This window comes from Paenibacillus gyeongsangnamensis (assembly GCF_027533625.1).
Classification (GTDB): domain Bacteria; phylum Bacillota; class Bacilli; order Paenibacillales; family NBRC-103111; genus Paenibacillus_G; species Paenibacillus_G gyeongsangnamensis.
Window position 1 is genome coordinate 53840 of the sequence record NZ_JAQAGZ010000018.1, and the last position, 21752, is coordinate 75591.

Consider the following 21752-nt stretch of genomic DNA (forward strand, 5'->3'; position numbering starts at 1 on the left):
AGACCGTTCATTAAAGGACGGTCTTCCCTTTTTGCCTTCCTTCCGCCGGGAAGCTCGGTCTATCGCTCGAACGGAATCCCGTACAAGCGCCAAGGCTTCGGTACGCCGAAATAATTGCGCAGGTGCTTCACGGCCTCGACCGGGCGGATCGTCAGCTCGTCCTCCGAAGCGTCTCCGCACACGATGACGGCTTCTTCCCCAAGGGCCAGGCCGAGCTCCAGCATGCCGCCCTCCTGCAGCATCCAGCGTACCGGCCGGTCCGACTCCAAACGGAGCGAGTTCCCCACTCCAGTCCGTTTTCAGCCTGCACGGCTCTCCCGCTAGTCTCTTTACCCGGATCAGCCGGGTTTTCCCGTTCTTCCGGATACATAATAATAGCAAAATCGCTCCGTTTGTATATGTCCGTTTTTAAGCGACTATTCGCTTGCTTGCGATTCCATGGGCCGGCCTGCCGATTATGGTAGGCAGAGATGAGGCCCCATGAGTTTTATATTCCTCGGACCTTCCTGTATACTTTATTGAAACGAGCTAGAGACCCGCACAACAGGATAAACGGCTGCTCCTATTTCTGCAAAACAAGAAAGGCGGAACCTACGGTGCATTCCTCTATAATCGAACCGACAACATACCACGTGTTTGAGAACGAAGCCGCACAGCTGGAACAATGCAAGGAATGGAACCTGCTTTCGGAGAAAGCGTCCAAGGCCAAAGTCTTTTTCTACAAAAGAAACGGGCTAAGCCTGCCCTGCAGCATCATCGGCTACGTCGATAAAATGACCGCAGTCATTGAGCTTGAAAACAAGCAGCTGCACTGCATCCACCCCTCCTACCTGAAGGAAATGCAGGCAGCGAATTACGGCCAGAGGCCGGCCGCCGCAGCGGAAGAAGCGGCGGAAACGGCGGGCTCGGAGCCGGTAGGCGCGGAACCCGAAGGATCGGCGACGGAGACGCCACAGGAAGAGGCATCGCCCGCTGCCGAGCCCGTTAAGCTTGAAGCGATGGAGGCTGATGCTGCGGGGAACCAAGCCGAGGAGACGGCGCCGGAAGAACCATCGCCGAAGGGAAAGGCCAAGAAAGAGAAGGCATCGAAGCTTCAGCTTCCCGAAGACAAGGTGAAAATGACCGCTACCGTCAAGGAATTTACTACGGTGCCGAACAATTTCTCCGACAACGACGATGAAGTGATCATTTACGAGGCTGTTTCCATTCTTGAGCCGGAAACCGAAATCGGCGACGCCTGGTCGAGCAACAGCGCCACGCTGAAGAAGCTGGAGCTGGAAATCGGCGACAAGATCGCCTTCGAGGCGAAGATCGTTTCCAAGAAGCTGACGAGGCATCCCGTGCCTTACAAAATCAACAATCCGTCCAAGATCCAAAAGGAACCGTCCTGAAGAATCGAAGGGGAACAAGATAAAGGAGCAAAAGCGGGATGAGCAGCAGATGCTGGTCATAGGTGCTCTGAAGCAAGCGGCAAGAACGGACGCAAATCCGTTCTTGCCGTTTTTTTTCAGCTTTGTCGGATTATGTAGAGCGGCCGCTTATGATATAATGGTACCAGTACTTTTGAACGGGGGAAATCTTCTATGGGAGAACCGCTTCGCAGACCGCCGGGCCGACCGCGCCTGGACGATTCGGAGGAGCCTCTGACGGAGACCGTCCTTCAGACCGCCATTCAGCTGTTTTTACGGTTTGGATATGACGGGGTATCGATGGATCAAGTGGCTAAGGAGAGCGGGGTCACGAAAGCAACGGTTTATTATTACTATGCCAACAAAGCGGCGCTTCTGACAGCCTCCATGCTGCACCGTATGGAACAAGTGCGCTGTGAGACCGAATCGTCTTTGAAAGCGGATAAGCCCCTTCGGGAGAGGTTAATCGATAACGCCGCAGGCATGCTCGCCTCGCAATCCGGTTCCTTCGACGATTTGATGCAAAAGGCCGAGCGGATGCTGTCCGAAGCCCAGCTTGATCAGATGCGCGAAGCGAAGGAGCGGATGCTCCTGCTGCTCTCCGATGAGCTCGCTTCCGCCTCGCAGCGGGGAGAAATCGGAAGCATCGATCCTTTTGTAACGGCGAACGCGTTTTTTGCCCTGATGCAGATGGGACGGATGAAACAAGCCGACGGCCTCCCCCTCTTCTCTTCTCCTGACGAAGCGGCGGAGCACATTGTCGGCTTGCTTTGGTACGGCATGTTCCCTAAGGCGGGCAACGGGTAGCGGCCTCCCGCAGCGAGTGCTAAGCAGCGGCCCGCCTACCCGATCGGCTCCTGTGCCGCCGCCGGCTGCAGCCGGTCGTAATCCGCAACAACCAGCACGTCGATATGCCTTGCCCGGCGAAGCAGCCGCTTCACGATGGAGCCTTTCCGCAGCTCCCTCCAAAACGAGAGTCTCGACTGGCCGATAATGATCTGAGTCGCTTGATGTTCGTCCGCCCGGCGCACGAGCAGCTCGGGAATCTCCTTGCGACGGACCGCCCCGAGCACCTCGAACGTACCGCCTAGCCGGTCCGTCAGCTTCTTCAGCTGCTCTAGCCGCAGACTGAGCTCCTCGGTCAGCGCGGCATGCTCCTGCTGCACGTAAGTGACATACCACGCGGCTTTCAGCCGGTAAGCGATCCGGAAGCCCCGGCGAATGAGCCGCTCCGCGTGAGGCGACGAATCGATGCAGACGCAGATCACTTCCTTCCTTCGCCACGGACCGCGCAGAGAGCTGCTCCGCTCCCACGATTCCAGACGCTCATCCACGTCGTCGGCAATCTCGCGCAGGGCGAGCTCCCGCAGAGCGATCAGGTTGCCCGTCTTGAAGAAATGGCCGAGCGCCTGGTCGACTTTATCCATCGCGTAAATTTTCCCTTCCCGCATGCGCTGCTGCAGCGACTGGGGCGTCACGTCGATCAGCTGCACCTCGTCGGCGAGGCGCAGAATATGATCCGGCACCGTCTCGCGCACCCTGACACCGGTAATTTGCTCCACCGCATCGTTTAGACTCTCGAGATGCTGCACGTTGACCGTGGAGATGACCGATATGCCCGCAGCCAAAATTTCAAGCACATCCTCGTATCGCTTCTTGTTCTTGCTTCCCGGCACGTTCGTATGCGCCAGCTCATCGATCAGCACCACCTCTGGATTGAGCCGGATGATCTCCTCGGTATCCATCTCCTCCAGCCGCGTCCCGCGGTAGTCGATCACCTTGCGCGGAATCAGCTCAAGGCCTCCGACCTGGGCGAGTGTTTCCTTGCGGCCGTGCGTCTCCAGCAGCCCGACCAGCACCTTGATCCCCTTCTTCAACAGATCGTTGCCTTCCCGCAGCATGGTGTACGTCTTCCCGACGCCAGGCGCGGCTCCGATGTATACCTTGAACCGCCCGCGCCGGATTTGCTGAATCTTCCGCTCTACCTCCAGCGAGCTGAGCCGCCGGAACAGCTCCGCTTCCTCCTGCGGCTTCGTCAGCTTCGCCGGAAGAATCCGCTCCCCCTCGTGCTCCGCCCGGTCCGCGACTACGAAGACGTCGATATTGCGCGTCTGCTTCAGCATGTCGTGAACGATAGAGCCCTGCCATAGCTCCTGCCACCGGTTTTGCTTCGAATGGCCGAGCACGATTCGGGTCACCTTATGGTCCAGCGCGTAACGGACCAGGATTTTCGGAAGCGAACGCCGGGAGCACAGAGGCAGCTCCTCGAATTCGCCGCCCACCTTCTCCGCAAGCTTGATGATCGAGCGCCGGAACGTCGCTTCATCCTTGGACAGCTCACGTTCCTTGTTCACGAACGTGACGACCATCAGCTCGCCGTTCAGCCGTTTGGCGATTTGCTGTCCTCTGCGGACATAGATGGAGCCGTTCCAATGGTACTGGGCCGACACGAGAATGCGTTCGGTCGCTCCGGACGGGCCGACCAGACCGAGCTCTTCCCGGTACTTATCCAGCGATTCGTTCACGCCCTCCGCCATCAAGCGCAGCGATAGCTCACGCAGCACGGCAAGATTCCCGTGCTTGAAGAAGGTGCTGCCCCTCCTAAGCCGGACATGTCCCTCCGCAGCCCGACTCAAGAGCATCTCCGGCGTCGCATCGATCAACACGACCTCGTCCGCCGCCTCGAGCGTATTGTCCGGCACGGTCTCGCCGACCTCGACGCCGGTCAGCTTCTTGGCCAGCTCCTTCACGCCTTCGAGCTCATATACATTGACTGTCGTAATGATACTGATCCCGCGGTTCAACAGAAACCGGATGTCCTCCATCCGTGTAGGGAATTTCGCCTCCTTGCGGTTCCTGTGAGCAAGACCGTCCACCAGCACCACCTCGGGATTGCGCTCCAAGAGGGCATCCAGGTTCAAATCCTTTTTCTCCGCGCCGTCCTTCATCCAGTGAATGCTCGGTATCCGCTCCAGATCGCCCACCTGCTCTACCGTCTCGGGACGCTGCATCGTGGATACCGCGCACATGACGACATCGATGCCCTGCTCCTTCAGACTCCTTCCTTCGCGCAGCATATGATAAGTCTTGCCCGACCCGCTTACGGCCCCGATATAAATCTTCAACCGGCCGAGATGCAGCTTCGAGATCGACAGCAGCAGCTCTTCCGGCGTTTTCCGCTTAAAGCTCTCCATATCCCATCTCCCGCCCGCGGTTGTTCGAGCCCGAAGCGTCGGCTTTATAATCGATACTGGATACCCTGCCTTGAAAATGCTTAGGGTCGTCAAATTTTTGCCCGATTAACGAAGAACCGATCACTTGTCCTTTAGCGTCGGTAATCAAGCTTCCGTTCGCTCTTCCCGGCATAATCACTTGAGCAATCCCCGTGCATACGAGCGGATAAATGATGCCGCACAGCGCGATAAACACGACGCTTGCCCGAATCGCGATCCCGAGGGAAGCGCGGGCCGTTTCCACTCCTGCATTCACCGGAATGTTTTATCCGACCAGGGTCTGGATTAAAAATTTCACATCATCGCTGTTCGTATGAATAACGTAGGTCGCTCCAAGCGACTTGTAGATCAATCTCGGATGATTCGATTTCGTAATGACATAGACCGGCTGCTCCGTCCAACTCCTGCAGATCCGGATGTAGCGGCAGCATAAATTCATACTCGTTTCAAACAAATACACTTTGCCGATCGGACCGTCCGGCTGCAGCCAAGTGGACTCTTCGGTAGTATCTACCATAATGATCCGTTTTACGCCTAGCTTCTCCATATCGGCCCGCTCGGCCTTGTTGTTCACAATCGCCGCAAAGGGCAGCCCCTCTCTTATGAGCCCCCGGACGAAGGTTTCCCCCGCTTTGGTCGCAGCCGATACGAGAATGAGTTCATGCTGGTTATCCATCCTGCTTATCCTCCTATCAAAATAGAAGGCAACAAAAAAGAAGCCGGCGGTCAGAGAAGAACTCCGCTCGCGGCTTCTTAAAAGACACAGTAAAACACACGTGTCCCGAGCACGAAATCGTTGCCTCTCTTCATACGCTTACGAGGTTAGCTGCCGGATTCGGGCGTGAGAGTCGCCCTACCCGGTGCATGCAGGGCATGCACCAAGATTCACCCCATGGCGCTATGAATCGTCATAGCGTCCGTCGGTTCCCCCGTTCCTTTTCCATTCAAGGATTCAGCGAAAATAAATGATATTTGAGCCTATTTTCCATTTCTTTTCACAAAAAACCACAGAGGCCTAAGCTCTGCGGTCGATCTTTCCGATCACAAGCTTCATCATCCTCTCTCCTAAGCATGGCCGCTGCGGGTACCGGTTCCGGCGCAGGGCTTCTGCCGTTCAACGCTGACGAGGTTAGCTGACGGATTCGGGCGGTGAGAGTCGCCCTACTCGGTGCATGCGCAGCATGCATCAAGACTCACCCCAAGCGATGTCAGCGGACGGCTCTCACACCGCCGCTTCATGCTCTTGTTGGTTCCCCCGTTTTCCTTGCAGATGCAAGGAAATTAAGCGATTTTAGAACTTGGAAACTTCGTTTGATTCATGAGTTGTATCATACGCCGGGCCGCTCCCGATGTAAATCATCTCCAACAATCAAAACTCGTACTTACGGACATTGTTATCCTCTAAATCCGAAACGATCTCTCCCATACTCCATGATCCTCTCTATTTCTCCGAATTTCATGAAAATAACGAATTACGAAGCATACTGAAGCATTTACGGCGATAATAAAAATCCGTACCATATGAATCCGTTTCCATCAGCCGAAAATGTCGAAAACTTCGGAATAACCGGCGGATTCGCGTTTTACAACTCCAAGCCTCCGGCGTATGATACACTTCAATTAAACCGGATATGTCCATATCATACGCTGAATTCCCTGAGGGGAAACGGGGGAACCGACCGAAGCCGGGCTGAAGCAGCCCCGGCTTCCCGGGGTGAATCCTTCATGCATGCTCTGCATGCACTGGGTAGGGCGCTCTCAAGCCCGAATCCGACAGCTAACCTCGTAAGCGCACTGAGAGAGGAAGCACACCGGCCCGCAGCCTAATCCTGCGCAGGTTGCCCGGGAGTAGAGTTTCTCTGCTCTCCGGGCTTTTTTTGCGCTTTCTCTACTAAAAATTTGAACAAAAAGGAGAGTCATTTTCATGCAGAAATGTTCCGATCCCCTGCCCGAATTCCGTCAGGAAGCATACTTGAACCAGCGAATAGGCCACATTGAAATATTCCAAAACGATTGCGCTCTGATCGATGCTGCAGTCGGTGACAGCTGCAAGGGGTGCAGCTGCGGGATGCTTAAGATTTCAAGCCGCGGTCTCTGCGGCTGGGGTGAATATGTGCTTCCCGGTGTGGAGAAGCCGCTTGACCTCGTTCGCTGGGCTTCTGTTCTAATGCAGCTGAAGGGTCTTACCGTAGAGGCTGGCCTCCGCTACGTCGGCGGCAAGCGCGAAGCTTGGGGAAGCGTCCGGGCCGAGCTCGCCGAGTCGGCGCTGCTGGACCTTGCGCAGCGTTTGTCCGAACCGCCTGAGCTTAAGCTCAGCCCTCCGAGCCGTTCGCTGGAGCGCCCTTCCTTGATCGACCGTTCTCAGGCTTATTTTTCTTGCTGAGGGCTGGAAATGACTCGTCTTCCCTCTGCTTTTGCTTTATAATGAGGTCGATCCTTATATAAGAAACGGGAGTGGAGCTAAGGGATGTACAAGATGCTGGCGATCGATATCGACGACACGCTGATTAACGATGAGAAACAGATTACACCGGGGACGGCCCAAGCCTTGGCGGATGCCCTGGCCCATGGAGTTATCGTCACGCTGGCGACGGGCCGGATGTATGCGTCTGCGCGGCAGCTGGCTTCCCAGCTGAAGCTGAACGTACCGCTGATCACGTACCAGGGCGCCTTGGTCAAAAACGCGCTCGACGGACGCGTCCTCTATGAACGGACCGTTCCGCAATCCGCCGCGCGCAAGTTATTCGAATATTGCGAGCGTTACGGACTTCATTTGCAAACCTATCTGGACGACGTGCTATACGTGAAGGAAAGTAACGAGAAGGCGAAGGATTACGCGGCGCTGTCGAACATTCCATTCACCGTCTATCCTGCATTTCATGAGCTCGCCGACAAGGCCCCGACCAAGCTGCTGATCATCGACGAACCGGCAAAGCTGGACGATATCGCGCTGGAGCTGCGCGAGCTGCTGGGCCAGGAGGTCCATATCACCAAGTCGAAGCCGCATTTCCTTGAGATCATGCACAGAGAAGGCACGAAGGGCCATGCGCTTTCCCACTTGGCGGACCATTTCGGCGTCGAGCTGTCCCAGGTGATCGCCATCGGCGACAGCTGGAACGACCGTGAGATGCTGGAGGTTGCCGGACTTGGCGTAGCGATGGACAACGCCGTGCCGGCCTTGAAGGAAATCGCCGACTACGTCACGCGAAGCAATAACGAAGACGGCATTCAGCATGTCGTCGAGAAGTTTATTTTCCAAACCGTATAGCTGCGGCTTGAACCCCAAGAGACCGCAGGAAGCCTGAACGTTCGGGCTTTCTGCGGTTTTTTAGTTGATAAGAATTTATAAGTTTTCGTAACTTATAGCTTCGCATCAACCTTGGTAAACGCGCTGGTCCTTGTAAGACAAGGACGGCGTAGCCGGCTATCCTGGTTGGATATGCCGGCCTATTCGACATGCGCCTGTTCCCCTTGCGACAATTTCCCGGGAAATTCCATTCGTCCGCGGTTGTTCGGGACTTTTGGAGACAAGTTGATTAAATTGCCGAATGATAGGTTAATAGTAAGCAGTCGGGCAGTACACTATCATACACCCAAAGGAGTTGAATCGTATGTCGTTCTTATGGTCTTTAATCATAGGTGGTATTATCGGTTGGCTGGCTGGCATAATTATGGGAAGAGATATTCCCGGCGGTATCATCGGGAACATCATCGCAGGCTTTGTCGGCGCATGGCTGGGCGGGCTGCTGCTTGGGAACTGGGGTCCGGAGACCGGCGGATTCTACTTCATACCGGCGCTCATCGGCGCAGTCTTGCTGATCTTCATCGTCAGTCTGATTCTCCGCTCGACGGGACGCCGTAACGCGTAACCCCGAAGAAACTGGGCTCATAACTTGATTCCTTCGCAAAAAAAAGGATCGTCAGAGGAAGCTCGACGATCCTTTTTGCATGATCGGTGGCAGGGATAACAGCCGCTGCTACGTTTGGGCTTATCGGCACGGTTCCAACTAGGGGCGCACAGATGCAAAATGCCGCATGAACGCCTATTTCTCACTCTTCCCCATACCGCTTGCCTCCACGCCGGTAGCTGTTTTAATGCCGGGTAAAAATGTAAATGATCAGAGCGATAAGTCCGGCGGAAATGGCGACAATATACTGCATCGACAGACCGAGCCAGTAGGTCTTCGTTTTTTTGTCGTATTCGGGATTGCCTTCTGTATTCTTCTTGGAATATCCTATAACCATCGTCGCTCCCGCCGCGAACAGCATGATCAGCAAAAATAGCGTATAGTATACATATAAACTCATATCCATTCACTTCCCCTTCCTAATTGTAAGAAGCTGTGTCAAATCAATCGTACGTCACCATTGTAGGAGGTGAGGCTCGCCTTGTTAACATCCACTTCGAAGGCGGAAGGCTCATCCACTCGGGCGGCAGCCCGCCCAAGCTTAAGGGAGATAGACTTATGAAATGGACACCGGTCAAAGGCGCCGGCCGGGCGCCGGTCTATAAACAAATCGCCGCGTATATCGAATCGCAAATCGCGGACGGCGCGTACCCCGAAGGCAGCGTTCTTCCTTCCGAGCGGGAGCTGGCCAAGGAGCTTGGCGTGAACCGCAGCACCGTCGTCGCGGCGTACGACGAGCTGAAATCGTACGGCCTTGTCAGCCGCGTCCGCGGCAGCGGAACGATCGTGGGCTTCCGGGACACCGAGGAGGCGCGCCCAGCGCCGTCTTGGGAGTCATTTCTCCGCGGTGGGGTGCTCGCTCCCAACAACCGGACCTTTCAGACCATCCTAACGGAAGTGCGCTCCAGTCAGGAGCATATCAATTTTGCCATGGGAGAGCTGCACCCGGAGCTCTCTCCCAAGGAATGGATCGGAAGCCTTCTCGCTTCGGGAACCTTGGGGTACGATCTGGGCTATGAGCCTACGCTGGGAAACGAGGAGCTCCGGGAAAGCATCTGCGCGCATCTCGGGCGCTTCCGCGACATCCGTTCGACGCCTTCCTCGATTCTGGTCACCTCCGGTGCCCAGCAGGCGCTCCATCTGATTGTCCAATGCTTGCTAAAACCGGGCGATGCAGTCGCCATCGAGGATCCTTCATACGCTTACTCGCTGCCGTTGTTTCATTCCTCCGGGCTGCGAACGATCCTGCTTCCCTCCGGTCCCTCCGGCGTGGATCCGGAGGAGGTCGCCCAAGCCTATTTGCGGTACGGTATTAAGATGGTCTTTCTGAATCCGAATTATCAGAATCCGACGGGCTCCCTGATGAACGTCGACAACCGCCGCAGCCTGCTCGATTTGTCGAGCCGGTACGGCTTCGCCATTGTCGAAGACGACCCCTACAGCCTGATCGGCTTTGGCGACAAGCCTGCCGTCACGTTAAAGTCGATGGATGCGGCGGGGTCCGTGCTGTACATCAGCTCGCTGTCCAAGATCGTCGCTTCGGGCCTACGAATCGGTTGGATCTCCGGGCCCCGCGCGATTGTCGAACGGCTGGCCGATGCGAAGCAGCAGCTTGATTTTGGCCAATCGACTTTGCCGCAGCAGCTGGCTGCCCGGATTCTATCCTCTGACGCGCTGCAAGATCACCTGGACCGGCTGCGCATCTCCCTGCAGTTCCGCCGGGATGTGCTGGCGGATGCGCTGCGCGGACAGTTCAAGGACCGGGTGGAGCTTCGGCTGCCGGAAGGCGGAATTCATCTGTGGTGCGGACTGGAGGAGGAGAAAAACAGCCAGCGTCTTTTTGTCGAATCGCTGCGCCGCGGCGTTATTTACACCCCCGGCAGCCTGCTCGGGACAAGCCACCGGCATGTGCGGCTTACGTTCAGCCGTCCCGATCTCCACAGCATAGAAGAAGGCGTAAGACGGTTCTATGAGGCGTACATGGCCACGTAACCCCGCCGGCTCTATTGCCCGGCTGCCGTAGTCCCTGCGGTCCCGCCCGAGGACGGCTTGCCGGACCAATAAGCGAGGCCCATGGCTGCCAGCATCAGGAGTCCCGTCACCCAGAAGACGCTGTGGACGGAGAAGACGCCGCTGATCGCGCCCCCGACGAGCGGCCCCAGCATGCCGCCGAGCTGGTTCGCCGTCTGGTTGAGTCCGAAGGCCCGCCCCCGGAAATCGCTTGCGGTGGAACGGACGACAAGCCCGTTCAGCGCCGGGAATACCGCGCAGAAGAAAGCGCCGTAAACAAACCGGACGATGGAGAAGCCCCAAATGCTGTGGAACGGAATTTGCGCCAGATTGCCCAGACCGCCGACCAGCAGCCCGATAAGCAGCACCTTGTGGAAGCCGATGCGGTCCGCGAGCTTGCCCCACCGGGGCGCGAACAAAATCGCAGAGATGCCGACAAGCGAGAACACGACCCCGGCAAGCAGGGACGCATCCTTGACGGAGCCGCCGAGCTGGACGATATAGAGCGGCAGAACCGGCTCGATGGTCATCACGGAGAACTGCGTGAGCAGCGAGAGGCACAAGATCATCCGGAAAGGCCCGTTCGCCGCCGCGTCCTTCCATGAGCCGAAGATGGACGGGCGTTCCTTGGCCGGCACGAATTTTTCTTCCTTCACCCACAGCAGCACCAGCAGCGTTGAGAACAGCACGAATACTCCCGCACTTGCAAAAGCTACCCGATTGTCGAACACGTTTGCAATAACACCGCCGAGCAGCGGCCCCACAATGCTTCCCGTCGCCGTCGAGGTCGACATCATGGACAGGGCGTAGCCCACCTTCTGCTCCGGCGTATTCGTGCCTACGAGGGCGATCGAGCCTGGGATGAAGCCGGACAGCAGTCCCTGGAGCAGCCGAAGCGCCAGCAGCTCGTACGGATTGGTGACGAGCGACGTCAGCAGGTAAATGACCACGAGTACGAAGCCGGCCCGAACGATCATCGGCTTCCGGCCGTACTTGTCCCCCATGGCTCCCCAGAACGGCGAAGAGATCGCCCCCGCCAGAAAGGCTGAGCTGAACAAAAGTCCGGACCACAGCTCGGTATGCGTTGTTACGCCGATATGGATAAGAAACAGCGGCAAGAAAGGCACCACCATCGAGAAGCTGGCTGAGGTGACGAAGCATCCGACCCATAACAGCCATAAATTGCGTTTCCACGTTTCCATCCGTTGTTCCACTCCCCTACGGTATCCTGCCTAATTCGCAGAAGCGCCGAATACGGCTTACCGTTTCCTAAATGCGCATTTCCTTGCACACGTTTTCACTTTACATTTAACGTAATGGTAGCACTGACGTACGGTTCTGTAAACCTGTAAAACGACCCGTTCCGTCCTCGCCTCTTCCCGTCCTCCCGCTTCCCGTGTATAGTTAGGAAGAATGCTCGTCCAGTATCATTTATTTATCCGGGAGGTACCTGCACCATGTCCGTCTTAGAAAGCTTACAAAAGCGCCGAGCCGTCCGAAATTACTTGCCCCGGGAGGTAGAAACCGAGAAGATCAAAGCCCTGCTCGAAGCCGCCGTCCTGGCGCCGAACGACCGGCTTCGGGAGCCCTGGCATTTCTATGTCGTTCGAGGCGAAGCGAAGAAACGATACGAAGATTTGGCGAAGCAATACCTTGAAGAGCGCTTCCCTACAAAGCCCCATCTCGTTGCCGAATCGATTAAGGTGCTCGAAAATACGCCGCTCGCGATCGTAGTAACGTCCGACCTCGTACCGGGCGATGCGGAGGCTTCGGAGGATAACGAGTATGCCACCGCTTGCGCTATCCATTCGATGTGGCTGGCCGCTTCCGATCTCGGGCTCGGCCTGGTCTGGCGGACAAGGGGAGTCGGCCTTGCCCGTGACCCGCGCATGTTCGAGTTCATCGGCTCTCCCGAGAACCGAAGAATCATCGGCACCTTATTCGTAGGCTATCCGGCCGCCGAAACTCCGGTCACCCCGCGCACTTCAGCTTCCGAGAAGACAACCTGGCTCTAGATTCCAGGATTCTGTAACGTTCAAAAAAAGGGACCCGCGGCAACGGGCCGCGAGTCCAAAGGTTTTATATTAAAAAGGGGGTCAAGGATTAGTATAGGCTAATTTCGTTAAAGTCAGATGAAAAACAGATTTCATTTCTGTTACAAATTGTACGAACCTTGTCGAATCCATTCCTAAACCGCTCTTATACCGTTCCGTGTTCCGTTTTGCACCGGCTGTCCTTTTTCAGAGGGGCAGGCCGGTTTTTGATGTTTCCGGCTACCGATCGTTTTGGTTCATGCTTTTTACTTTCCGGATTAGAAGGAATACCAAGTGCCGGGTGTGATCGAGATGTATCGATTGGAGCAGGTACATTGGAGGATCGGACGCAGGAAGCGCAGGCCAACTATACATATGATTTCGCCGTCGAAGCGGATGAAAAGGCATTGGCTTGTCTCCGGGAGCTGCTGGATGCCCACAAGGGGGATGAGCAGAAGTCCTTCGTCCGGACAACGATTCAATATAATTCCGCGGATCACGATGAAGCCATGGATGCATACAATGACGGAATGCTGAAGCTATACTCTTATATCTACGAGCTAAGTGTGCCAGAAACCCGCAGTTAAATGGATGATTCTGAGCAATCTGCGTCATCCGGATTATAATCATCCCGGCTATCAACGAAGTTAATGCTTCATCGTTAAAATCAGTAATGAGATTAATTGTTAATAGGCAGTAGGGAACATCCATATTGAAGTCGGCAATTTCCGGGGTCACATACGCGAAGAGGAGATTGGCATTTTGTTGGCACGAGTGATCGCTAGTGACTAGAGGCGCGCTCCCTCGGGGCTCTGCCTTTGCCGCGCGGGGTTGTTGTGAGCCTGGGTTCAGTAGTAGTGAGCTTAGGTTCATTATAGGTTCTTATATAAGCGTTCGGATGCGTGTAATGAACTCCGGTTCTCTACAAATGAACCAGTGATCGCTATAAGTGCCCTGACGTTCATTACGGGGCTTTACATCGGCTGCGGCACGGTTATAGTGACCCTAGGTTCCTTAGTAGTGAATTTAGGTTTATTACAAATTGCCATCCACGGAACGGGTTGCTCGTGGCCTAGCCCCTACCCCACCTGCGTATAAGAATAGAGCCGCCCCGCAAAGATCATGGGACATGGCCTCTTTTTTTATAGGAAAAACCGGAGTGCATCTACATATATTTGTACTGTTTATATGCTCATATACCGGTGAAGCTTGTTTTCACACCGATATGAAGAGGAGAGGTACAATATGGCATATCCGTTTTATGATCATTCTCAGAGAGGCCTGTTTCCCGGCATTCCAGGGGGGATCCCCGGCGGAATGCCCGGCGGAATGCCCGGCGGAATGCCCGGCGGAATGCCCGGCGGAATGCCCGGCGAAATGCCCGGCGGAATGCCTGGCGGAATGCCTGGCGGAATGCCTGGCGGAATGCCCGGCGGAATGCCCGGCGGAATGCCCGGCGGAATGCCCGGCGGAATGCCCGGCGGAATGCCCGGCGGAATGCCTGGCGGATTGCCTGGCGGAATGCCTGGCGGAATGCCCGGCGGAATGCCCGGCGGAATGCCCGGCGGAATGCCTGGCGGAATGCCTGGCGGAATGCCTGGCGGAATGCCTGGCGGAATGCCTGGCGGAATGCCTGGCGGAATGCCTGGCGGAATGCCCGGCGGAATGCCTGGCGGAATGCCTGGCGGAATGCCTGGCGGAATGCCTGGCGGAATGCCCGGCGGAATGCCTGGCGGAATGCCTGGCGGAATGCCTGGCGGAATGCCCGGCGGAATGCCTGGCGGAATGCCCGGCGGAATGCCTGGCGGAATGCCCGGCGGAATGCCTGGCGGAATGCCTGGCGGAATGCCCGGCGGAATGCCTGGCGGAATGCCTGGCGGAATGCCTGGCGGAATGCCTGGCGGAATGCCTGGCGGAATGCCTGGCGGAATGCCTGGCGGAATGCCTGGCTTTCCAGGAGGGTTCCCCGGTGAAACAGGCGGGATGCCAGGCACTTCAGGAGGGTTCCCAGGCGGACCAGGCATGCCTCCAGGGGGGACCGGCGGGTCCGGCAGGCCTCCTGAAGGGCCCGGGAGCTTCCCCGATGGGACCAGCGAGTCTCCTGAAGGACCAAGGGCCTTCCCCGGTGGACCCGGCGGTTTCCCCGGTGGACCTGGCGGCTTCCCGGGCGGACCCGGCGGTTTCCCAGGCGGACCCGGCGGTTTCCCAGGCGGACCCGGCGGTTTCCCAGGCGGACCCGGCGGTTTCCCCGGCGGACCCGGCGGGCCCCCAGGAGGCCCAGGCGGGCCGGGAGGAGCGGCAGGCGCCCCATCATCCCCGCCCCCGTCCTTCACGCCTGCGAAGACGCCCCAGCTGAAAGCGGTCGATCCTGGCAGCATCCGGGGATGCTTGTTCCGTTACGTTTATATTTGGCAGACGAACGGCGAAGCATACTGGATGTATCTCACCCATGTGGGGCGAACCTCGATTGCCGGCTTCCGTTGGTATGGTACCGGTCCGTTCGGTTTCTGGATTTATTTCGGGCTCGACCTCCGGCGCATCGATTCGTTCGTCTGCTACTAAGCAAAAGAAGAAAGCTCCGGATGCGGCAATCCGGAGCTTTCTTTCTATCTTTTGCGGCTATGCTCTTCCGACACGGGAATAGCTTTTGAAATAAAGGGCCCCCGCCAGCAGCACCGTCACAACGCAAAGCAGCAGCAAGTTGCTGTACATCCAGGCTGAAGCGTCGCTCACCCAGGGATTCACCTTGAAGCTGAACAGCTTCTGATCGAGCACGCGAGCTACAATGGCGGTTCCGACGGCCCCGGAGATGAAGCCGACCAGGTTGAACAAGCCCATGCCTACGCCGGTCTCGTGAAGCTCCAGCGTCTGCGATACACTGTTCGCAATCGCCGTCTGAACGAACGAGAACCCGATATACGTAAGCACCATCGCGGCAGCGATCATCCAAGAAGAGAATCCGATCCATGTCGAGACAAGCAGCAGGCTGATGACGAGCAGGCCAATGCCCAGCAGCACGACGAAGCGATTCCCCCGGCGGTCCGCCAGATTCCCTCCGATCGGACCGAACAGGACGGCACTGATGGCGCCGGGAAATAGCACCCAACCGATGCTCTTGGTATCCAGCCCCATCACCCCGCTCAGCATGAGCGGAACGACGAACATGATACCCATAACGGTGCAGAACAGGATGAAGCCGACGATCAGACCGCTGCGGAACAGGCGGTTGCCGAACAGCGACGGCTCGATGAACGGCTGCTCCGTTCTGCGGATGTGCACGACGAACCAAGCGATCAAAGCGGCGCCCGTAACGAGGAAATACCACCTGGGTTCCGTGAAGAACAGGATCAAGCCCGCGGTGCCGAGCCCGATGAGGAATGCGCCGGGCACGTCGACTTTTCCTTGTCGCATGCCTTCCTCTGGCAGGACGCGGCGGAAGAACGGGATCGAGATCAGCGTAAACAGCGGAATAAGGAACAGGTACGTCCAATGATACGTTGCCGAGATGAAGCCGCCCACGACCGGTCCCACGCCAACGGCAAAGGCTACAGTTGAGTTCAAAATGCCGAACACTTTGCCACGGTCCTCCACGGAGAAGTAGCGCGCGATGACGACCATGATCAAGGCCGGAATCGCCGAAGCGCCGGCCCCTTGAACGGCGCGGCATACGATGACGAGCGGGTACGAAGCTTGGCAAAGGAAGCCGAGAATCGAACCGGCATTGTAAATGACAATTCCGATCACAATGAGCCGCTTCAAGCTGTAAATGTCCGACAGCTTCCCGTAAATGACGGACCCGATCCCGAAGAAAATAATAAAAGTCGTCAGCACCCAGCTCACGCCCGAAGGCGATAAACCATACTGTGCGGCAATGCCAGGCGTCGATACGTTAAATACGGTCTCGTTAAGCACACCGAAAAAAATCAGAAACATAATCCATGGCGCCGTCTTCCGGACATCCAGGGATGCGGCAGCAGGCGCCGCGGCTCCTGTTGAAGCGTCAAGCATAGTTCAAGCTCCCTTCTCACTTCTCCGAATTTCTTTTTCTCGCTAAGCTGTACCATCGTACCACACGAGAGTGCTCCCGGCAGGGGAAAGCATCCTTATAACCATTCCCTCCCAACGTCCATTAGACTACCACGAAACCCCGACAGCTATTGTCATAGTCAATATACAGAAAAAAACAGCCCTTTCCTGATGCGGAAAAGGACTGCCGTATAATTCGGTCCGGGCTTAGAGCGCCCGGGCCGTGAATAGAAAGCTCCAAGAGGCTTCGCCGGGAACGCGGCCGGCACGCAATCGAAGCCGGTGCACCGTAAGCGGGTGCGAGCCGTGGTCCAGGCTTTCAATGACCTCGGCTTCAGCCGAGAAGGTATCCGCATCATACGTCAGCTTCACTTCGCCTGTTTGCCCGCGCCACGTAACGCTGCCGGGTGACAGAATCGGCCGCTGCAGACTGATGAAGAACTCCTCGACCCCGTTCACCGCTTCCGCAAAGGTAAAGCTGTCGTTCACCCGAAGATGAGCCTCCTCCCGTTCGGCCTGACCGCTCCACTCGAAGGTCCGGATATAAGAGCGCAGCCCCGAATTCTTCGGGTACGCGCCGGTCAAATCCAGGCTGTAGACAAGCCTTGAATCCGGAGCGACCTCCTGCTTCAGCACGGCGGCTTCATGCTCCCGGTCCGCGGCTTGGGGCAGACCGTTGATCAGCGGCACCGAGTGTCCCTCGGATGCGTTATGCAAATACGTATATCTTCCTTCCCGGAAATAATCCCGCGTATACACCCCCGCGCCCAGATCGGACAGCAGCGTTTCACCGGCCGCATGCAGGATGAAGTGACCCAGGTCGTTATGATTGTGAGGCTCGTCGTTATGCCCGCCCTTCGCGGCGAACGCGAACAAGCCCCCGGCCAGGCGGTGCTTGTCTATTATCCACGCGGTGTCCGGGAATGTAAAAGTCCCCTCGGCCGCAGGCTGATGCAGCAGCGAAGCATCGGTCCACAGCAAATTCCGCACCGTATGCGGAAACCGGTAGCAATGATCCGCATGCAGGGACGGCACCGCGGTCATTTCCGGAACCGGCTGCCCGAGCCGGCGATGCAGTCTGCTGACCAGCCCGGTATTCGGAACGTAGGTTTCGCTGCAGTCGGAGAAATTCACATAGAGCGGCGCCGTCAAAGCGACGGCAGCCGGGAACGATGCGATCCGGCGGATTTTGTCCCCCTGCAGCAGATTCAGCTTGCCATTCGTAAATTCGTACAGCATCTCCGCAAAATAGACGTAATACCCGAAGCCGTAATTCCAGTAACCGACGCCCTCGGCGCAGCAGCCGTCGTCCTCGTAGCCTTCGAGGAAGCTGCCCATCGCCCGGATCACCCGGTCCGTCATGCCGGCCAGACGCTCGCGGTCATCGACCAGCAGCAGCGCCGCCATCCCGACCGCGCCGCCGCAGACGGCCGACCAGTTGTTCGTGGAGGATTCCCATGGGAACGTATTAGGGGTATCGAACATCGGGCGAAAAATACGGCGTTCGATCTCCTCCCTCACCCGGTGAACGACCCAGGGGTTAAGCCGGCCTTCCAGCAGATAGAGCGTCTCCGCCAGCGCATGCGCGGTTTCGGAGGCGAACAGATCCACCACCTCAGGCATCGTAACGCGGGAAGAAGCGACGCCCTCCAAGGTATAAGGCAGATGAGCCGGAAGGGCCCAGGAATATTCATTGCACAGCATCCATATCTCATTCTGAAGCGCATCCAGATCCTTCTGTTCCGGATGGAGCCAAGCCTCCAGAGCCAACGCCAGAAGCCTACCTCTTCGTTCAAAATACGGCTTCTCATATTCTATCCGCGTGCCTTGAGCCGCAAACAGGTGAAAGTCGGTGAAGCTCAGCTCAGGAGCGGGCTCGCGCCTGGCCCGTTCCGCTTCCGCTTGAATTTCCGACAATAGGGCGCGAAAGTGCGGCGCTTCGGCAATCGATGCGCGCAGCACATCCGTTTCATGAATGCCCAGCAGCTGCCTTCGGTGATCCTTCGCTTTCAGAATCGACGAACGAACGCGGTTAAAGGTGATCATGACGATAGGTCGCCTCCCGATATATTCAACTATAATTGAAACGTTTAAATAACCTTTATATAAACTTCTACATGAATCGCCCGATTCCTGTTTGCATAACAAAAAATCTCCGTGCATCACGGAGATTTCATTCCTTTGCCATGAGGGGAGATGCGGTTGATCCCATCAATCTTCCACGGCGCATCGGGGCCCGCTCTTCTCATCAGGAAGGTGAATACCTGCTTTTCCGGCCTCATACCCGACCGGTGCAGCGTCAGCTCCACAGGAACATCCGCGGACAACAGACCGTCCCAGGACGCCGGCTTTCTTTTATCTTTCGAGGCGGCTATGCGAATCGCTTTGATTTCCTTCATCTCGCCGAGAAAAGCAACCAGCTGCGGATGATCCATCCTGGCGAAGCCGTGCTTCAGCAGCTCCGGGTCGTGCTGGTTGACAGCCACAAGGAAGCTTTCGATGATGTCCCCCGGGGAAGCGGCGGCAAAGGTCTCATCCCAGCGTCCGGCCGCTTTGCGAATCATCCATTGATGGTCGGGATCGGTGTTCCCCGAGCCATGGGTCGTGCTGCCGTGAAAATGGATGCAAAAATGGCCGGAGAAGCCGTTATCCGGTATACCGTCCCCGCCGTGCGGCATGCCGTGCATCGAGCCGGCGAACCGGTGTCCCTCGTATTCCACCAGAACGGCGCGGCGCCGCCAGCTCCATTCCCCTCCATAGATCTCCTTCATGACTTCCGTATCCGCCTTCGTGAGCGGCTGCATGTCGGCGTGCTTGCTGCCTGCCCGCCGCTGCACTCGGAAGCTGAGCCCGGTCTCCAGATCCTTCACCGTACTGACGGACTTCAGCGGCAGCTTCCGCTTGACATCGCTCCAAGGCGTCATTTCTCCATAATGCTGCTTACGGGCCTGAAGCCTCAGGCGGTGCAGTTCCCCTTGAACCTCCGGGGGCAAATCCAACGCGGCCCCTTCGCCATTCCTCAAGCCGCCCTGACTGTCCACCGAAAATTCGGTCTCGGCGGTATCCTTTCGTTTCAGAATGAGAAACGTATCGGTTAAGGGCATCGATACATCTTGACGGGACGGGCGATTCTTCCGCTGGATCGCCTTCAGCAGTTCAGCGGAGTCGACCGGCAGCTCCGTCCGGTAACCCGAATCGGAGGAAGCCTTCACGACCAGCACCGCTGCGGGTTCTGCCGCCCCTAAAGCGTCATAGGAGCCCAAGGTCAGCAGGCAAAGGATTCCCGTCAGCCCTAACGCCACGATCCTTCTCATGATGAAGCTCCTCCTCCTCCGTACATGGAATCGGTCCTTGCTTAGGGTACGGTAAGCGTATGGGACGCATGCATGGCAATAAAAGGCTGCCTTCGTATTGAACATATTATCCCGCAACCCGGATCATCCTAAAGGATACAACTGCCATGCAGGAGGTTAAAATAATGCTCAGACCGACGCTATGTACTCTGGTCTTGGCTTGCAGCCTGTTCCTGACGAACGGCACAGGAGCTGCGCAAGCGGGCTGGCCCCGCTTGCCCGAGCATGAAGACACTTGGACTTCCCCGGGTAAAGGCAGAGCCTATTACGAAGCCCGGGGCGAAATCGTATGGGAGGTAGCCACCGAGGAGAAAGTCATCGCCCTTACTTTTGACGACGGTCCCGATCCGGAGGATACGCCGCAAATTCTGGACCTTCTTCGCCAATACGGCGCAAAGGCTACCTTCTTCGCGGTAGGCAACAAAGTGGAACGGTTCCCGGATCTGCTCCGCCGGGAAGTGGCGGAGGGACATGAAATCGCGAACCATACTTACAGTCACAAATATTTCGGCAAGAAGGTCTCTTCCGAACAAATCCGCAGCGAAATCCAGCGGGCCGAAAAGGTCATCTATGCGGCTTCCGGGAGAACGTGCCACTTGTTCCGCCCGCCCGGAGGATTTTATAACGAACGGCTTGTGCAAACCGTGACCGATGACGGCTATACCGTCGTCCTGTGGTCTTGGCATCAGGACACGCAGGATTGGAATACCCCGGGAGTCCGCCGCATCGTGAACAAGGTGGTGAAGAATGCTCGAAACGGGGACATCGTATTGTTCCATGACTATGTGGAAGGCAAGTCGCAAACCGTGGAGGCGCTGAAAGAAATATTGCCGGAGCTAAAGAAGCGGGGGTTCCAATTCGTCACAGTCTCCGAGCTGCTCGCTTACGGCAGACCGGTACGGAAATAGCGGCCGCGGACGACCACCGGATATTTTCCGATTGATGATCCAAACCCATCTCTTCCCCCCACATAAGATAAATAAACCGGATTTATCTTTGGGGAGGAATGCAGACATGAATTATTTGGATATGATTACGAAGCTCGGTGTCGGAAGCGCCCATCCCGGGGGCTTTGAGGCGACGCTGGAGCAGCTGCGCCGTTTCCCGCTGCCGCAGGGCTGCCGGGTACTGGAGGTAGGCTGCGGCACAGGGAGGACCGCCTGTCATTTGGCCGGGCTCGGTTATGACATTACAGGCATGGACCTGCGGCCCGAAATGCTGGCCAAGGCGCGCCGGCGGGCGGAGAAGGAAGAGCTTACGGTAAATTTCGTCCAAGGGGACATCACGTCGATGCCTTTTGCCGACGAGTCGTTCGACGTAGTCTTGGCCGAATCCGTAACCAACTTCGCTTCGATCGCGGCCGCGTTGTCCGAATACAGCCGCGTGCTTGCCCCTGGAGGTGTACTATACGATAGGGAGGTTATGCAGCTGAAGCCGATCCCGGAGCCCTCGTACGGAGCGCTGATGTCCTTCTTCGGCTTCGGAGGGCTGCTGACCGCCGACGGCTGGCAGGAGCAGCTTCAAGCCAATGGCTTTAGTGAAGTGCAGATCTGGAACCCGTCGGAGTTCGGAAGCAATTTGACGGAGGATCAAACCCTTCACCCCGACGAGCTGCAGATGATCGACCGGAATGCATTTCTTGATCCGCTTGTTTGGCAGACGACGATCGAGCACGACGACCTGATTCAATCCAACCGCGGTATGCTGGGGTATGCGCTCTTCATCGGCAAAAAATAAGAGAACCTCCTTAATGTCGTCCTCGCAGCTTGCGGTTCAATTA

Annotated in this window: 22 protein-coding genes and 3 riboswitches; of the genes, 12 read left to right on the top strand and 10 right to left on the bottom strand. The window is 56.9% G+C overall.

Going from position 1 to position 21752, the window contains the following annotated elements:
• Positions 1-59: 59 nt before the first annotated feature.
• The gene (locus O9H85_RS24710) at positions 60-269 is read right to left on the bottom strand and encodes a hypothetical protein (protein WP_269884081.1); all 210 of its coding nucleotides are present in this window, start codon (positions 267-269) and stop codon (positions 60-62) included.
• Between the two features lie 327 nt (positions 270-596).
• Between O9H85_RS24710 and O9H85_RS24715 the strand changes: the two genes are divergently transcribed.
• The gene (locus O9H85_RS24715; RefSeq protein WP_269884082.1) at positions 597-1391 is read left to right on the top strand and encodes a hypothetical protein; all 795 of its coding nucleotides are present in this window, start codon (positions 597-599) and stop codon (positions 1389-1391) included.
• Positions 1392-1583: 192 nt separating this feature from the next.
• The gene (locus O9H85_RS24720; RefSeq protein WP_269884084.1) at positions 1584-2216 is read left to right on the top strand and encodes a TetR/AcrR family transcriptional regulator; all 633 of its coding nucleotides are present in this window, start codon (positions 1584-1586) and stop codon (positions 2214-2216) included.
• Between the two features lie 35 nt (positions 2217-2251).
• Here the strand turns inward: O9H85_RS24720 and O9H85_RS24725 are convergent, their stop codons facing one another.
• Genes O9H85_RS24725 through O9H85_RS24735 form a run of 3 tightly spaced genes read right to left on the bottom strand, consistent with a single transcriptional unit; the run spans position 2252 to position 5318 of the window.
• Entirely contained in the window at positions 2252-4603 is a 2352-nt protein-coding gene (locus O9H85_RS24725; RefSeq protein WP_269884085.1) for a universal stress protein, read from the bottom strand.
• Positions 4590-4898, bottom strand: coding sequence for a potassium-transporting ATPase subunit C (locus O9H85_RS24730; protein ID WP_409348194.1), 309 nt, complete (start codon positions 4896-4898; stop codon positions 4590-4592). The genes O9H85_RS24725 and O9H85_RS24730 overlap by 14 nt, the downstream gene beginning before the upstream one ends.
• 9 nt (positions 4899-4907) lie before the next feature.
• Positions 4908-5318: a hypothetical protein gene (locus O9H85_RS24735; RefSeq protein ID WP_269884086.1), complete on the bottom strand. Its 411-nt coding sequence runs from the start codon at positions 5316-5318 to the stop codon at positions 4908-4910.
• A 119-nt stretch (positions 5319-5437) separates the two neighbouring features.
• Positions 5438-5610: riboswitch (cyclic di-AMP (ydaO/yuaA leader) on the bottom strand.
• A gap of 135 nt (positions 5611-5745) precedes the next feature.
• Positions 5746-5940, bottom strand: a riboswitch (cyclic di-AMP (ydaO/yuaA leader).
• 337 nt (positions 5941-6277) lie between these two features.
• Positions 6278-6450, top strand: a riboswitch (cyclic di-AMP (ydaO/yuaA leader).
• A 116-nt stretch (positions 6451-6566) separates the two neighbouring features.
• Here O9H85_RS24735 and O9H85_RS24740 point away from each other — a divergent pair.
• The 3 genes from O9H85_RS24740 (at position 6567) to O9H85_RS24750 (ending at position 8511) form a co-directional block, all read left to right on the top strand.
• The gene (locus tag O9H85_RS24740; RefSeq protein ID WP_269884087.1) at positions 6567-7025 is read left to right on the top strand and encodes a hypothetical protein; all 459 of its coding nucleotides are present in this window, start codon (positions 6567-6569) and stop codon (positions 7023-7025) included.
• Between the two features lie 84 nt (positions 7026-7109).
• Positions 7110-7910 carry a Cof-type HAD-IIB family hydrolase gene (locus O9H85_RS24745; RefSeq protein WP_269884088.1) on the top strand — a complete coding sequence of 267 codons (801 nt, stop codon included), beginning with the start codon at positions 7110-7112 and terminating at the stop codon, positions 7908-7910.
• 343 nt (positions 7911-8253) lie between these two features.
• Positions 8254-8511 (top strand): GlsB/YeaQ/YmgE family stress response membrane protein, encoded by a 258-nt coding sequence (locus O9H85_RS24750; protein ID WP_269884089.1) that lies wholly within the window; start codon positions 8254-8256, stop codon positions 8509-8511.
• 223 nt (positions 8512-8734) lie between these two features.
• On the opposite strand, the gene O9H85_RS24755 is transcribed toward O9H85_RS24750, so the two are convergent.
• Positions 8735-8950, bottom strand: a complete 216-nt coding sequence (locus O9H85_RS24755) for a hypothetical protein (protein ID WP_269884090.1) — start codon at positions 8948-8950, stop codon at positions 8735-8737.
• Between the two features lie 158 nt (positions 8951-9108).
• Here O9H85_RS24755 and O9H85_RS24760 point away from each other — a divergent pair, with 158 nt between their 5' ends.
• Positions 9109-10542, top strand: a complete 1434-nt coding sequence (locus tag O9H85_RS24760) for an aminotransferase-like domain-containing protein (RefSeq protein WP_269884091.1) — start codon at positions 9109-9111, stop codon at positions 10540-10542.
• An 11-nt stretch (positions 10543-10553) separates the two neighbouring features.
• On the opposite strand, the gene O9H85_RS24765 is transcribed toward O9H85_RS24760, so the two are convergent.
• Positions 10554-11762, bottom strand: a complete 1209-nt coding sequence (locus O9H85_RS24765; protein ID WP_269884092.1) for an MFS transporter — start codon at positions 11760-11762, stop codon at positions 10554-10556.
• A 255-nt stretch (positions 11763-12017) separates the two neighbouring features.
• Here O9H85_RS24765 and O9H85_RS24770 point away from each other — a divergent pair, with 255 nt between their 5' ends.
• Positions 12018-12575, top strand: a complete 558-nt coding sequence (locus tag O9H85_RS24770; RefSeq protein ID WP_269884093.1) for a nitroreductase family protein — start codon at positions 12018-12020, stop codon at positions 12573-12575.
• Between the two features lie 353 nt (positions 12576-12928).
• Positions 12929-13180: a hypothetical protein gene (locus tag O9H85_RS24775; protein ID WP_269884094.1), complete on the top strand. Its 252-nt coding sequence runs from the start codon at positions 12929-12931 to the stop codon at positions 13178-13180.
• A gap of 684 nt (positions 13181-13864) precedes the next feature.
• Here O9H85_RS24775 and O9H85_RS24780 read toward each other — a convergent pair.
• A complete protein-coding gene (locus O9H85_RS24780; protein ID WP_269884095.1) occupies positions 13865-14617 on the bottom strand; it encodes a hypothetical protein in 753 nt (250 codons plus the stop codon).
• 59 nt (positions 14618-14676) lie between these two features.
• Here O9H85_RS24780 and O9H85_RS24785 point away from each other — a divergent pair, with 59 nt between their 5' ends.
• The gene (locus O9H85_RS24785; protein ID WP_269884096.1) at positions 14677-14949 is read left to right on the top strand and encodes a hypothetical protein; all 273 of its coding nucleotides are present in this window, start codon (positions 14677-14679) and stop codon (positions 14947-14949) included.
• Between the two features lie 32 nt (positions 14950-14981).
• Positions 14982-15155, top strand: a complete 174-nt coding sequence (locus O9H85_RS24790; protein ID WP_269884097.1) for a transporter — start codon at positions 14982-14984, stop codon at positions 15153-15155.
• A gap of 57 nt (positions 15156-15212) precedes the next feature.
• Here the strand turns inward: O9H85_RS24790 and O9H85_RS24795 are convergent, their stop codons facing one another.
• The 3 genes from O9H85_RS24795 to O9H85_RS24805 form a co-directional block, all read right to left on the bottom strand.
• Entirely contained in the window at positions 15213-16601 is a 1389-nt protein-coding gene (locus O9H85_RS24795; RefSeq protein ID WP_269884098.1) for an MFS transporter, read from the bottom strand.
• A 225-nt stretch (positions 16602-16826) separates the two neighbouring features.
• On the bottom strand, positions 16827-18665 hold the full coding sequence (locus tag O9H85_RS24800; RefSeq protein ID WP_269884099.1) for a heparinase II/III family protein: 1839 nt from the start codon (positions 18663-18665) through the stop codon (positions 16827-16829).
• A gap of 116 nt (positions 18666-18781) precedes the next feature.
• The gene (locus O9H85_RS24805; protein WP_269884100.1) at positions 18782-19933 is read right to left on the bottom strand and encodes a hypothetical protein; all 1152 of its coding nucleotides are present in this window, start codon (positions 19931-19933) and stop codon (positions 18782-18784) included.
• Between the two features lie 164 nt (positions 19934-20097).
• Between O9H85_RS24805 and O9H85_RS24810 the strand changes: the two genes are divergently transcribed.
• Positions 20098-20880 carry a polysaccharide deacetylase family protein gene (locus O9H85_RS24810; protein WP_269884101.1) on the top strand — a complete coding sequence of 261 codons (783 nt, stop codon included), beginning with the start codon at positions 20098-20100 and terminating at the stop codon, positions 20878-20880.
• 106 nt (positions 20881-20986) lie between these two features.
• Positions 20987-21709: a class I SAM-dependent methyltransferase gene (locus O9H85_RS24815; RefSeq protein WP_269884102.1), complete on the top strand. Its 723-nt coding sequence runs from the start codon at positions 20987-20989 to the stop codon at positions 21707-21709.
• Positions 21710-21752: the final 43 nt, after the last annotated feature.